Annotated in this window: 14 protein-coding genes; 2 read left to right on the top strand and 12 right to left on the bottom strand. The window is 60.1% G+C overall.

What is annotated here, in order from left to right; genetic code table 11:
* Nucleotides 1–523 precede the first annotated feature (523 nt).
* From KHQ28_RS22980 to budA, 5 genes are all read right to left on the bottom strand, one after another.
* Complete coding sequence (locus KHQ28_RS22980) at nt 524–1072, bottom strand: hypothetical protein (RefSeq protein ID WP_004180263.1); 549 nt, start codon at nt 1070–1072, stop codon at nt 524–526.
* 221 nt (nt 1073–1293) lie between these two features.
* Nucleotides 1294–1857 (bottom strand): GNAT family N-acetyltransferase, encoded by a 564-nt coding sequence (locus KHQ28_RS22975; protein WP_017879888.1) that lies wholly within the window; start codon nt 1855–1857, stop codon nt 1294–1296.
* 303 nt (nt 1858–2160) lie between these two features.
* Entirely contained in the window at nt 2161–2931 is a 771-nt protein-coding gene (locus KHQ28_RS22970) for a (S)-acetoin forming diacetyl reductase (RefSeq protein WP_004151179.1), read from the bottom strand.
* A 23-nt stretch (nt 2932–2954) separates the two neighbouring features.
* Nucleotides 2955–4634 carry an acetolactate synthase AlsS gene (alsS, locus tag KHQ28_RS22965; protein WP_004175750.1) on the bottom strand — a complete coding sequence of 560 codons (1680 nt, stop codon included), beginning with the start codon at nt 4632–4634 and terminating at the stop codon, nt 2955–2957.
* 9 nt (nt 4635–4643) lie between these two features.
* Nucleotides 4644–5423 carry an acetolactate decarboxylase gene (gene budA, locus KHQ28_RS22960; RefSeq protein WP_002908205.1) on the bottom strand — a complete coding sequence of 260 codons (780 nt, stop codon included), beginning with the start codon at nt 5421–5423 and terminating at the stop codon, nt 4644–4646.
* Between the two features lie 106 nt (nt 5424–5529).
* On the opposite strand from budA, the gene KHQ28_RS22955 reads away from it, so the two are divergent.
* Nucleotides 5530–6402: a LysR family transcriptional regulator gene (locus KHQ28_RS22955; protein ID WP_004145376.1), complete on the top strand. Its 873-nt coding sequence runs from the start codon at nt 5530–5532 to the stop codon at nt 6400–6402.
* A 19-nt stretch (nt 6403–6421) separates the two neighbouring features.
* Here KHQ28_RS22955 and KHQ28_RS22950 read toward each other — a convergent pair whose 3' ends face one another.
* The 6 genes from KHQ28_RS22950 to KHQ28_RS22925 are packed head-to-tail and all read right to left on the bottom strand — an operon-like array spanning nt 6422 to nt 12146.
* Entirely contained in the window at nt 6422–7192 is a 771-nt protein-coding gene (locus tag KHQ28_RS22950; protein ID WP_004189574.1) for a 3-hydroxybutyrate dehydrogenase, read from the bottom strand.
* A 23-nt stretch (nt 7193–7215) separates the two neighbouring features.
* Entirely contained in the window at nt 7216–8610 is a 1395-nt protein-coding gene (locus KHQ28_RS22945) for a GntP family permease (RefSeq protein ID WP_020323796.1), read from the bottom strand.
* Between the two features lie 44 nt (nt 8611–8654).
* Nucleotides 8655–9578 carry a 3-hydroxyacyl-CoA dehydrogenase family protein gene (locus KHQ28_RS22940; RefSeq protein ID WP_023341698.1) on the bottom strand — a complete coding sequence of 308 codons (924 nt, stop codon included), beginning with the start codon at nt 9576–9578 and terminating at the stop codon, nt 8655–8657.
* An 11-nt stretch (nt 9579–9589) separates the two neighbouring features.
* The gene (locus KHQ28_RS22935; protein ID WP_032418866.1) at nt 9590–10771 is read right to left on the bottom strand and encodes an acetyl-CoA C-acetyltransferase; all 1182 of its coding nucleotides are present in this window, start codon (nt 10769–10771) and stop codon (nt 9590–9592) included.
* Between the two features lie 9 nt (nt 10772–10780).
* On the bottom strand, nt 10781–11437 hold the full coding sequence (locus KHQ28_RS22930) for a CoA transferase subunit B (RefSeq protein ID WP_032418867.1): 657 nt from the start codon (nt 11435–11437) through the stop codon (nt 10781–10783).
* 1 nt (nt 11438) lies between these two features.
* A complete protein-coding gene (locus KHQ28_RS22925) occupies nt 11439–12146 on the bottom strand; it encodes a CoA transferase subunit A (protein ID WP_004175762.1) in 708 nt (235 codons plus the stop codon).
* 140 nt (nt 12147–12286) lie between these two features.
* On the opposite strand from KHQ28_RS22925, the gene KHQ28_RS22920 reads away from it, so the two are divergent.
* On the top strand, nt 12287–13177 hold the full coding sequence (locus KHQ28_RS22920; RefSeq protein WP_004180250.1) for a LysR family transcriptional regulator: 891 nt from the start codon (nt 12287–12289) through the stop codon (nt 13175–13177).
* Nucleotides 13178–13222: 45 nt separating this feature from the next.
* On the opposite strand, the gene KHQ28_RS22915 is transcribed toward KHQ28_RS22920, so the two are convergent.
* Nucleotides 13223–13363 carry a hypothetical protein gene (locus tag KHQ28_RS22915; RefSeq protein WP_002908189.1) on the bottom strand — a complete coding sequence of 47 codons (141 nt, stop codon included), beginning with the start codon at nt 13361–13363 and terminating at the stop codon, nt 13223–13225.
* Nucleotides 13364–13404: the final 41 nt, after the last annotated feature.

The raw sequence follows: 13404 nt of genomic DNA, 5'->3' as shown, positions 1-13404 counted from the left end.
GCCTTCCGGGAACGTCTCAGCGATGTTGAGGCCGCAACACCGGCAGTTTCAGCAACAATGGTGAATAAATTAACGACAAGTCGCACGGACCGTAGGCCGGGTAAGTCGCAGCCGCCACCCGGCACAAAACCGGCTCCGCACCCGCTGCCCTTGCCCGGCGGCGCTACGCTTGCGCGGGCCTACGAAGGGCGCGAATTGAGTGCCAAATCACCGGGCCGGGTAAGGCGTAGCTGCCACCCGGCAAAAATACGGCACCAGAGCGTAGCCCGGATAAGGCGCCATGCGCCGCCATCCGGGTTTTTCTCTGCTGGCGCTGTCATGCCGCTGACGCGGCTTTCAAAAGCTTCTCGATGTTGTAAGTGTACGAATGCTATTCCAGAATTTCATGTCTGCTGTGTGTCCAAAGTGGAAGGAGGAGATTATCTGCATATCGAAAAATGGCTGCCTAAGCCATGGCGATTCATACAGCGTTTTTTGTGCCTCCACAAAAATCCATTTCCATGGTTTTAGTTTCGTTGAACATTTATACAGAGGACAAACCTGATCCAATAGGGAAATCTTTGTTAATGAATCCATGTAGACCATCAAGCTTAAGGTTTGGTTTTACATAGAATTCAAACGGCTGTTTATATAACATTTCATTGTTATTTCTATAAAATTTGAAACCCTTTGTTGCGCTCATTCGGAATTCGTTATATTCATATATTGGTAGAAAAACTTCATATGTCATCCTCTCATTAACCCCCTCCTTGTAATAAAAACAGATATGTATATCACCTAGTGTATAACCAAAATCCGGAATTGGTATGTGCATAATATCATTGGGTTTAATACCATCTTTCATAGTTATAAAAATTTTCTTCATAATTTGAGTTCCATATTTATTTGTATATGTAACATAGACATTGGAACCGTCAATTATATCGATGTCACCATTGCGCAGATCTCCCACTTTTATTTGTAACTCACCTAAGGTGGCTCGCTTACCAGCTTCCTCCACAGTAAAATCCGTTTTAAAAAAATCACAGCCAGAAAGAGCAATGGATAACAATAGAATAATAATCACTCTCATGTTCATCCTCTTAAGTCCCTTATTTAATTTTATCCGTTTGTATAGCTAAAGTATGTGCTCGTTATGATAACAGAACAACCCTTGACGATAATCTTAGACAGACATGGGTGCCGCTGTCATCAGAATGAGAGCGACTGCAAACGTCCTTTCTTCGCTCATAGCGGACCTACAACTCAGTCGCTCGTCCGATCCGCGTCAGCAGCGGACGTTACGCATGAACTCTAATGATCAATGGGTGGGGTAGTTCCCCTACTTAGCGCGTTGTTCCACTCATCCAGAGTCACAGTAAAAAGCATGCTTGCGGGCTCATTTTTCACGTCATGAATATTTCGTGAAAACCGGAGACCTGCTTTCGTCAGGATCTTTTGGGATGCCAGATGGTTTGGTCTTACTACCGCAGAAATCTCAGCCAGTTTTAAAACATCAAACCCGTACCCGACCGCATATTTAGCGAACTCTGTCGCCAGACCTTTCCCCCATGATTCTGTAGAGAAACGATACCCCAGGTTCATTATCGGTGTATCGTCATAACTGATAATGCTAAGCCCTCCAAAACCGATAATTCTATCGGGATTCTCTTTCAGTGAGATAGCCCAGTTTCCGAACCTATAATTCTCCCAGTGGTTAAGCCAGCGGGCCATTACATTACGTGCGTGACTAATATCGGGATACGGGCCTGCTGGATTGAACGTATTTGTTGCAGGGTCGCCATAAATCCTGAAGAGATCATCTATATCTGATGCGTTTACGCGGCGAAGATAAAGTCTTGAGCGATCTGGTTGCAAAGTAATCTCCTGATCTACGGTTTATAAAGTGGAGTATATTGCTGATATATAGATGTTAGATCCAGATTTCTCAACAGGGTTGTTATGCTCGTGTGACAAAATATTCAATCGCACACAGTGACAGGTAGCTCTTCGCTCAAAGCATACTTTCATCCCAGCCAGATTGCCACGTTGTGCCGAAGCGTAAGTGACAACGCCAGAGACTTTCAAATATCGTTGCTGTGTTTTGCACGAAGCTCACACCCAAACCAAAAAAAAGCCCCTGCGCGAAAGCAGGGGCAAGCCATGTCAGAGCTTTTTTTATTAGTTAAACACCATCCCGCCGTCGATCAGCAATGACTGACCGGTCATATAATCAGAATCCGGGCTGGCAAGATAGGAGACGCAGGCGGCGACATCTTCCGGCTCGGACAGACGACCGAGAGTGATGCGTTTGGCGAACTCGGCGGTACCGTAGCCCAGCGGTTTACCGGCGGCTTCGGACACCTGGCGGTCAATTTCGGCCCACATTGGCGTTTTGACAATCCCCGGGCAGTAGCCGTTGACCGTGATGCCCAGCGGCGCGAGGTCGCGAGCGGCGGTCTGGGTTAAGCCGCGTACCGCGAATTTACTCGAGCTATATACCGCCAGCTCCGGGTTGCCGACGTGGCCGGCCTGGGAACAGGCGTTGATGATTTTCCCGCCGTGACCCTCTTTCTTAAAGGCCTCGACCGCCGCCTGGATGCCCCAGATCACCCCTTTGACGTTGATGTTGTAGACTTTGTCGACAATCTCCGGGGTAATGGACTCGATCGGCGTGGATGGCGCCACGCCGGCGTTGTTGACGATGACGTCGAAGCCGCCCAGCGTTTTGCGCGCCTGTTCGACGGCGGCAAATACCTGGTCGCGGTCAGAAACATCCACTTTCACCGCCATGGCGCGGCCGCCGGCCTGGTTGATTTCGGAGGCGACCGCTTTGGCGGTGGCGTCGTTATAATCGGCAATGGCCACGGCAAATCCATCCTTCACCAGACGAAGGGCGATAGCTTTACCAATCCCCTGGCCGGCGCCGGTAACAAGTGCGACTTTTTTCATTTTTCTTTCCTTATTGTGATGACTTACAGAATCTGACTCAGATGCAGCTGGCCCATCAGCAGCGGGTTATCGCGATAATCCACCGGGATGGCCACTACCGCCGGGCCGTCGACGTCCATCGCCGCGCGCAGGGTCGGCTCCAGCGCCTCGGCGCTTTCCACGGCAAACCCTTTCGCGCCGAAGGATTCGGCATAGGCTTTAAAATCCATCGGCCCGAACTCGACGCCGGACAGGCGCTGGTATTTTTTCTCTTCCTGGATAGCGACCATGTTGTAGCCGTTATCGACCCAGATAAGATGCAGCACGTTGGCTTTCAGGCGGACGGCGGTCTCCAGCTCCATGCTCGACTGCAGGAAGCCGCCGTCGCCGGAGACGGAGACCACTTTGCGCTCAGGATTGACCAGCCAGGCGCCGATGGCCCAGGGCAGGGCGACGCCCATGGTCTGCTGGCCGTTGGAGATCATCACCTGACGGGCGCGGAAGCTGTACAGGTAGCGGGCAATCCAGATATGGAAGCTGCCCATGTCCACGGTCAACGTGACGTCGCTGTTGACGATATCCTGCATGGCGCGAACGATGCGCAGGGGATGCAGGGCAAACTGGTTGAGCTGCGCGCCGCGGCGGTCCAGCAGCTCGCGCTGGTGCTGGCGGTCGCGGAGGATCTCCGCCGCCTGCGGGGAGAGCACCAGCCGATGATCGATATTTTGCGCCAGCTTGTTGAGAGTGCCGGCGATATCGCCCACCAGCTCGACATCCGGGGTGTAGTTGCGCTCTTCATAGGCGGGCAGCACGTCGATGTGCACCAGCGTCGCGTTGCCGCTGTTCCACATCGCCGGTTCGTATTCCACCGGGCTGTAGCCGATGCAGATCACCAGGTCGGCGAGCTGCAGCAGACGGTCCCCGGCCTGGTTGTTAAACAGCCCAACCCGGCCGGCGAAGCGAGAGAAGTTATCCTGATTCACCGCTCCGGCGGCCTGATAGGTGCTGGTGACTGGAATATGGCTGGTCTCCAGCAAACGGCGCAGCGCCTTGCTGTTTTCCGGCTGGCTGGCCATCAGGCCGAGCAGGAAGATCGGGTTCTTCGCCTGGGCGATAAGCTTCGCCACCTGGTCGATGGCATCATCCGGCGCGGCGCCCATCTGCGGGGCCCCGCTGGCCGGCAGCACTTTGCCGCTGACCGGGCCATCGACCACATCCTGCGGCAGGCTAACGAACGCGCTGCCCGGCCGGCCCTGCTCGGCGGCGCGGAAGGCGTTGGAGACCACTTCCGCCAGCGCATCCGGCGCCGTCACCTCGACGGCGTATTTGGTGACCGGGCTGAACATCGCCACCGTATCCATACTCTGGTGGACCTGCTTCGCTTTATCGGCGCGTTTTACCGCGCCGCCCAGGGCCACCACCGGGTCGCCTTCGCTGTTCGCGGTGGCCATGCCAGTGATCAGGTTGGAACAGCCCGGACCGGAGGTGACCAGCGCCACGCCCGCTTTGCCGGTAATACGTCCGACGGCGGCGGCCATAAACGCGGCGTTGGCTTCGTGGCGCACCGGAATAATGCGAATCGAGGAATCCAGCAGTGAGTCGAAGACCTTGTCGATTTTGGCGCCGGGGATGCCGAACACCTGGCGTACCCCCTGAGCTTCCAGCTGACTGACGACGAGATCGGCGCCGTGCGCCCACTGGCGTACCGGATACTGTTTGTCCATGTGACCCCCTTAACTTTCTACGGAACGGATGGCGGCATCGAGATTATCGGGATGCAGATTAGCCTGCAGGAATGCGCTGTCGGCGGGCAGGTCGATCATCAGCTTGTGAATTTCGCCGAAGGTCAGCACCCCGTGGTCGAGCTGGTAATCCAGCAGGTGACCGCCGCCTTTGCGGTCATCGGTAATAAAATGCTCGTGATACCCGGCGACGTTGATCCCCTGCATATGCTGCGGGGTCCGGAAGCCGACCAGCACCCCTTCGCGCTGGTTAAAGCGGAACACCGGCTGATCGTCGAGGACGTCGGTCATCGCCCGGTACGGCGGCGTCTGGCGCGGCACGGTGCGGGTATGGGCATGGCGGAAATGGCCGTCGATGCGCAGGGCGCAGAACAGGTTGTCAGAGGGGATTTGCTGGTCGATCACCTCGTGCAGCTGCTGGCGGCTCACCGGATGGTCAAAGGTTTTCCGGTACTGCGGCTGGAACCAGGTCATCACCGCGAACGGCGTTTTCTGCTCCGGCTGGGCTTTGCGCGCGCTGCCGTCGGCGCGCAGCTGATAGACCTGACTGCTGAAGGCGATCAGCTCCCCGTCCAGCTCATTAAAGGTGCCGAGGCCGAAATCGCCGTGTTTCAGCAGGTCGGCGATGGTGGTGCTGCCTTCGTAAACCCCGCTCAGCAGGGCGCTCATGAGCGATGTCTGATAGAGCACGCTCTCGGGATGCTGCGCGGAAAACGCCCGCAGGGTTTCGCATAGACTCTCTTCGCAGGTGCATTCAGCAGAATGATTCATATACCACTTCCTCGTTCAACAAATATAAGAAAGGTTAAATAAATGTTGACCCGATTCAGCTCACAGTTCCAATATAGAAACCATGCTGGTTTGAGACGTTTTCGATATGGAACTTCGTTATCTTCGCTATTTTGTCGCCGTCGCCAGGACGCGGCACTTCACCCAGGCCGCCAAGGAGCTGGGTATTTCACAGCCTCCGTTAAGTCAGCAAATTCAGCGGCTTGAGCGCGAAGTGGGGACCCCGCTGTTCCGGCGTTTAACCCGCGGGGTGGAGCTGACGGAAGCGGGAGAGTCTTTCTATGAGGATGCCCGCCAGATCCTCGCCATGAGCGATGCGGCGCTGGAGAAGGCCAAGGGCATTGCGCGCGGGATGAACGGCAGCCTGTCGCTAGGCATTACCAGTTCTGATGCTTTCCATCCGCAAATCTTCACGCTGCTGCACCGTTTTCAGCTCGACCACCCCGGGGTGACCCTGCACCAGATGGAAGACAATATGGCCAATCTGATGACCGCCCTGAGCGAGGCCGAGCTGGATATCGCCTTCGTCCGCCTGCCGTGCGAGAGCAGTAAAGCCTTTAATCTGCGGATTATCGATGAGGAGCCGATGGTTATCGCGCTGCCGCGCGATAACCCGCTGGCGACGCAGCCGACCCTGGCCCTGGAGCAGCTGCGCGACGTGGCGCCGATCCTCTTCCCGCGGGAGGTGGCCCCCGGGCTGTATGAGCTGGTGTATAACAGTTGCCTGCGCGCCGGGATCGATATGGAGCGCGCCTGGCAGTCGTCGCAAATTTCGTCGTCGCTGAGCATGGTCAATGCTGGCTTCGGCTTCGCGCTGGTTCCGCAGTCGATGACCTGCATCCAGCAGCCGAACGTCAGCTATCACCCGCTTAGCGGGGCGCCGCTGAAGACCGATATCGCCATCGCCTGGCGGCGCTTCGAGCGCTCGCGTACGGTGAAACGCTTTCTGGCGATGTTCTGATCTTCGCGGCGCCAGCGTCTTACTGCGCCACCCAGCCGCCATCCATGTTCCATGCGGCGCCGCGCACCTGGGCGGCGGCATCGCTGCACAGAAACAGCGCCATTTCGCCCAGCTGCTGCGGGGTGACAAACTCCCCGGAGGGCTGTTTTTCCGCCAGCAGCTGGGCGCTGGCCTGCTCCGGGTCGACCCCCTCGGCGATGCGCTTATCGATCTGCTGCTGCACCAGCGGGGTTAGCACCCAGCCCGGGCAGATGGCGTTGCAGGTGATGCCGCTGCGCGCGGTTTCCAGGGCCACGGTTTTGGTCAGCCCGACCACCGCGTGCTTGGCGGCGACGTAGGCCGATTTCTCTTTCGACGCCACCAGGCCATGCACTGAGGCAATGTTGATGATGCGCCCCCAGTTGCGCTGGCGCATACCCGGCAGCGCCAGGCGGGTGGTGTGGAAGACGCTGGAGAGATTGATGGCGAGAATATCGTTCCATTTGTCCACCGGGAACTGCTCCACCGGGGCCACGTGCTGGATGCCGGCGTTATTGATCACGATATCGACGCCGCCGAAGGTGCTTTCGGCATAGTGCATCATCGCCTCGATCTGCCCGACGTCGCGCAGGTCGGCGTCGTGATAGCCGGGGATCTTGCCCAGCGCGGCGACTTCGGCCCGGGCGTGGCTGCTGTCGCCGAAGCCATTGAGCACCAGCTGTGCGCCTGCCTGCGCCAGCACTTTGGCGATCCCTAAACCGATGCCGCTGGTGGAGCCGGTGACCAGCGCCGTTTTACCGTGTAAGTTCATTTTATTACTCCTTCAATCTGGTATCAGACAATGCCGGTCACATAGAACGTGGCAATGACAAACAGTACCGCGAGGCTTTTGATCACCGTGATGGCGAAAATGCCGCCGTAGGCCTGGCGATGGCTCAGGCCGGTGATCGCCAGCAGGGTGATCACCGCCCCGTTGTGCGGCAGGGTGTCCATGCCGCCGCTGGCCATGGCGGCGACACGGTGCAGGACCTCGAGCGGAATATTGGCGGCGTGGGCGGCGGCGACAAAGGTCTCGGACATCGCCGCCAGGGCGATGCTCATCCCCCCGGAGGCCGAGCCGGTGATCCCGGCCAGCACAGTGACGCTGATCGCCTCGTTTAACAGCGGATTGGGAATGGCCGCGAGGGCTTTTGACAGCACCAGGAAACCCGGCAGGGCGGCGATAACCGCGCCGAAGCCATACTCAGAGGCGGTGTTCATCGCCGCGAGAATAGCCCCGCCCACCGCCGTCCGACTTCCCTCCGCCAGCCGGCCGCGGATATTGCGATAGCCGCAAACCAGCACCAGCACAATGCCGGAGAGCAGCGCCGCCTGCACCGCCCAGATGGCGGTGATTTTCCCCACTTCGGTGACGACAGGCTTCGCCAGGCCCGGCAGGTTGAGCTCATGGCTGGCGCCGTACCACTGCGGGATCCAGTGGGTGAACAGCAAATTCAGCACCCCCACCAGCAGCAACGGGGCGATAGCGATTAGCGGATGCGGCAGATCGATGTCATCCGGGGTCTCCGGCTCATTTTGCAGGTCGGTCCCATAGCCTTCGCCGCGGGCCTGCGCTTTGCGGCGCTGACGCTCCAGCCACAGCAAACCGAAGATGATAATGAACAGCGAGCCGATAAGCCCCAGCCAGGGGGCCGCCCAGGCGTTGGTGCCGAAGAAGCTGGTGGGAATAATATTCTGGATCTGCGGCGTGCCGGGCAGGGCGTCCATGGTAAACGAGAATGCCCCGAGGGCGACGGTGGCGGGGATCAGCCGTTTGGGGATCCCGCTCTGGCGAAATAGTTCGGCGGCGAAAGGGTAGACGGCAAAGGCCACCACAAACAGCGACACCCCGCCGTAGGTCAGCAGGGCGCACACCAGCACGATCACCGGGATCGCGTGGCGGCGCCCAAGGATGCGGATGGCGGCGGCGACAATCGAACGTGAGAATCCCGACAGCTCAATCAGCTTGCCGAATACCGCGCCCAGCAGAAACACCGGGAAATAGAGCTTCACAAAGCCGACCATTTTTTCCATAAACAGGCCGGTAAAGGCCGGGCCGACCGCGCCCGGGTCGGTGAGGAGCACCGCGCCGAGGGCGGCGATCGGCGCAAAGAGGATCACGCTGTATCCACGGTAGGCTGCCAGCATCAGTAACGCCAGCGCGGCCAGGGCTATTATCACACTCATCACGACGTCTCACTCTCATTGTTATTGTAGGGGTACAGAACGCGATACTAGGGTTTCAGGGCGAAGCGCAGCTGGTGTTCCCGGCGCGACTGGATGCGCTGGTGCCGGGCCTCGTCCCAGCGGTAAAAGCCTTGCCCGCTGCGGGCGCCGGTGTCGCCTCGCGCCACTTTCTCCGCCACCAGCGACATCATCTCCGTGCCGCTGGCCAGCTCCGGCAGCAGGTGCTGGCAGATATCCTGGACCGTCGCCAGGCCGGTCATGTCCGCAGCCTCCAGCGGGCCGACCATCGCATAGCGGCGGCCCAGCGAGGCGCGCATCACCTGGTCCACCACCTCCGGGGAAGCGATGCCGCTGTGGACGATATGCAGCGCTTCGCGCAGCAGGGCGAACTGCAGCCGGTTGCCGACAAAGCCCGGCGCGGCGCGGTTGAGCACCACCGCCTCCAGCGCGCAGGCGGCGCAAAAGTCGCTCACCTCGCGCGCCAGATGAGGCAGCGTGGCGCTCCCGGGCACCACCTCCACCAGCGGGATCAGGTGCGGCGGATGCCAGAAATGAGCGATCAGTAGCCGTTCCGGGAGGCGCATGCCCTGCGCCAGCTGATCCGGCGGCAGGCCGCTGGTGTTGCTGGCGATAATTGCCTCGTCGGCGATCAGCGTTTCCAGCTCGGCGTACAGGGCGTGCTTCAGCGCCAGCCGTTCGGGGATCGCTTCAATCAGCAGCGTGGCATCGGCCAGGGCATTCAGCGTCGGGGTGGGGGTCAGACGGGCCAGCACCGCGTCGCGGTCGGCGGGATCCTGCTGACCGCAGGCCTCCAGCTCGCACAGGATGGCGCTGGCCACCGCCGGAACCTCGGCGAGACGCTGCGGATCGGTGTCATACAGGCGGACGGCGTGACCGTGACGGGCGAAATGGCAGGCGATACCGACGCCCATCAGTCCCGCGCCGAGTACCGCCAGGCGTGGTGTAAACATAGTGGCTCCTGTTAACGTTGTAGAGTCATGGCGATGCCCTGGCCGCCGCCGACGCACAGGGTTGCCAGCCCTTTGCTGGCGCCCCGGCGCTGCATCTCATGCACCAGGCTGACGAGGATCCGGCAGCCGGAGGCGCCGATGGGATGGCCCAGGGCGATGGCGCCTCCGTTGACGTTGACCTTCTCGCTATCCCACTCAAGCAGCTGACCGACGGCCAGCGCCTGGACGGCAAAAGCCTCGTTGGCTTCGATAAGGTCCACCTCGTCCAGCGTCCAGCCGGCGCGCTGCAGCGCCTGGCGGCAGGCGCTCACCGGGCCGATGCCCATCACCGACGGGTCGACCCCGGCGACCGCTGAGCTGACAATGCGCGCCAGCACCGGCAGCCCAAGCTCGCGCGCTTTATCGACACGCATCAGCAGGACCGCCGCTGCGCCGTCGTTCAGCGACGAGGCATTCCCGGCGGTGACGCTGCCGTGAGCCGGGCGAAACGCCGAGCGCAGCTGGGCCAACTGCTGCTCGCTGGTCTCCGGGCGGGGTTGCTCATCGTCAGTCACGAATCGCGGCGACTTTTTGCCCTGCGGGACGCTGACCGGAACGATCTCCTCACGAAAGCGCCCGGCGGCGATAGCGGCCGCCGCTTTGCGCTGGGAGCTGGCGGCGAAGGCGTCCTGGCGCTCGCGGCTGATGTCGAAGGCGTCGGCGAGGTTCTCGGCGGTAATGCCCATGTGGTAGTCGTTAAAGGCGTCCCACAGGCCGTCCTGGATCATGCTGTCCTGCAGGCTGGCGTGGCCGAAACGCAGGCCGTCGCGGGCGCCATGCATCAGATAGGGAGCATTGCTCATGCTCTCCTGGCCGCCGGCGATAACGATCCCGGCGTCGCCGCAGCGGATCGCCTGCACCGCCTGCTGAACCGCTTTCAGTCCGGAGCCGCACACCAGATTGACGGTGACCGCCGGAGTGTCGACCGGCAGGCCGGCCCGCAGCGCGGTCTGGCGCGCCGGGTTCTGCCCGCAGCCGGCGGTAAGCACCTGGCCGAAAATTAGTTCGTCGACCGCTGCGGCGGGCAGCTGGCAGCGTTCAAGCAGGCCGCGCACCACCGCTGCGCCGAGGTCGACGGCGGAAAGAGGGGCGAAGGCGCCGCGAAAGCTGCCTACCGGGGTGCGTACGGCAGCAACAATGGCAATATCGGTCATGGTCTCTCCTTAACTGAAGCGCATTTCGCGCACGTCGTCAGCGACGATCAGCCGTCCCGCCGTTTTACGTATCACCTCGTCGGGGCTGACCCCCGGGGCCACTTCGCGCAGGACAAACGCGCCGTCGACAATCTCCAGCAGGGCCAGATCGGTGAGTACCCGGCGAATACAGCCCACGCCGGTGAGCGGCAGGGTGCACTGCGGCAGCAGTTTGGATTCGCCGTTTTTTGAGGCGTGGGTCATCACCACGATGATGTTCTGCGCGCCGGCCACCAGGTCCATGGCGCCGCCCATCCCCTTGACCATTTTTCCAGGGATCATCCATGAGGCGATGTTGCCCGCGACGTCGACCTCAAAGGCGCCAAGAACGGTCAGGTCGACGTGGCCGCCGCGGATCATGGCGAACGACTGGGCGGAATCGAAGATCGCCGCCCCGGTTTGCGCGGTGACGGTTTGTTTACCGGCGTTAATCATGTCGGCGTCGACGGTTTCCTCATCGGGAAATTCGCCCATCCCCAGCAGGCCGTTCTCCGACTGGAGCATCACTTCAATGCCGGCGGGAATGTAGTTGGCCACCAGCGTCGGGATACCGATCCCGAGGTTGACGTAGTCGCCGTCGCGCAGCTCCTGGGCGACGCGCATCGCCATTTGTTCACGGGTCAGCATCTCAGTGCCCTCCGGCGCGCAGGGTGCGCTGTTCAATACGTTTTTCGAATTGCCCGACGATCAGCCGGTCGACATAGATCCCCGGAGTATGGATGGCGGAGGGGGGCAGTTCGCCCGGCGGCACAATCTCTTCCACCTCCACTACCGTAATGCGCCCGGCGGTGGCCATCAGCGGGTTGAAATTCTGCGCGGTGTGGCGATAGACCACGTTGCCGTACCAGTCGGCTTTCCAGCCTTTGACCAGCGCGAAATCGCCGCGGATCGCCTCTTCAAGGATGTAGTGTCTTCCGTCGAACTGGCGCACCTCTTTGCCTTCGGCGACCGGGGTGCCATACCCGGTGGCGGTGTAAAAGCCGGGGATGCCAGCGCCGCCGGCGCGGATTTTTTCCGCCAGCGTTCCCTGCGGGGTGAGTTCTACCGCCAGCTCGCCGCTCAGGACCAGCTGTTCAAACAGCGCGTTTTCCCCGACGTAAGAGGCCACCACCTTGCTGACCTGGCGCGACTCCAGCAGCATGCCGAGACCGAAACCGTCGACCCCGCAGTTGTTGGAGACCACCGTCAGCCCCTGCACCTGGCGACGCTGCACCTCGGCGATCAAGTTCTCGGGAATGCCGCACAGGCCGAAGCCGCCGGCGAGCAGCGTCATGCCGTCCGTTAACCCTTCCAGCGCCGCTTCGTAACTGGCGACGCGTTTATCCAGTCCTGCCATCTTGTCTCTCCTGCCTTGCGATAGCCTTATCATTGGCGCAGGCGACTGATTTGATAATTTTGAATTTGTGACTCACTCATTTGGAATTTTAATTAATTTCCTGTTAACTAATTTTTTTCAATTAGTTAACAGGATGAAAAATGAGAATGAGTGTCAAACAGTTACGCGCGTTTTTAGCGGTAGCTCACACTCTGAATTTCGCCCACGCCAGCGAAAGGCTGAATCTGTCGCAGCCAGCTCTCAGCCTGACCATCAAAGGGTTGGAGGAGGCGCTGGGCGGCGCGCTGCTGCAGCGCAGCACCCGCAAAGTGACCCTTACCCAGGAGGGGGAACTCTTTCTGCCGATGGCCCGTCAGCTGCTGGCCGACTGGGATAACGTCGAGGAGGCCATGCGTCAGAGCTTTACCCTGCAGCGGGGTAAAATTTCGGTCGCCGCGATGCCGTCGTTTGCCGCCAACGTTCTGCCGGAGGCGCTGAAAGCCTTTCGCGACCGCTATGCCGGGGTGAACGTCACGGTGCATGACGTGATTAATGAGCAGGTGATCGAGATGGTGCGCGAGGGGCGGGTGGAGATGGGCATCGCTTTCGAGCCATCGCCCAACCACAACCTGCTGTTTACCCCGCTGGCGGTGGACCGCTTCGTGGCGATCGTTCCCCAACAATCCCCGCTGGCGAAGAAAAAGCAGCTCTCCTGGCAGGAGCTGTTGACCCTCGACTTTATTACCCTGCAGCGCCCCTCGGCGGTACGCCTGATGCTGGAGGAGGCGCTGGCGCGCAGCGGACGTCAGCTGGACGTGGCGCTGGAGAGTCATCAGCTGGTGACGGTGGGGAGGATGGTGGCCAGCGGCCTGGGGGGCAGCGCGGTGCCGGCGCTGTGTAAAACGCAGATGGCATCGTTGGGCGCCGTCTGCATCCCGCTCAGCGATCCGCCGATTGAGAAGTGCGTCGGCGCGATCCATGCCGGACATCTGCCGCTGTCGAAGGCGGCGCAGGCGCTGCTGGATACGCTGAAAGGGTTTTTACCCACCTGAGGTGTGGGCGTCAAAAAAAAACCGGCCTGCTGGCCGGTTTGACAATCAGATTTTACAGGCGTCGCCGCAGTCGTCGTCGGCAACGATCGCCTGGGCTTTTTTGTCCGCTTCTTCCAGACGCTCCGCGTTGCGCTCTTCCGCTTCATCCAGGCCGCTGAAGACCAGGTTGTCGAGATCAATTTCCATAAGTTACCTATCGTTGCTGGTTTTGAATCAGGGTCAAGTAT

The organism is Klebsiella sp. 28 (assembly GCF_018223905.1).
Lineage (GTDB): Bacteria > Pseudomonadota > Gammaproteobacteria > Enterobacterales > Enterobacteriaceae > Klebsiella > Klebsiella pneumoniae.
The sequence above is the reverse complement of the archived record's forward strand: the minus strand, read 5'-3'. Positions and strand labels throughout refer to the sequence as shown.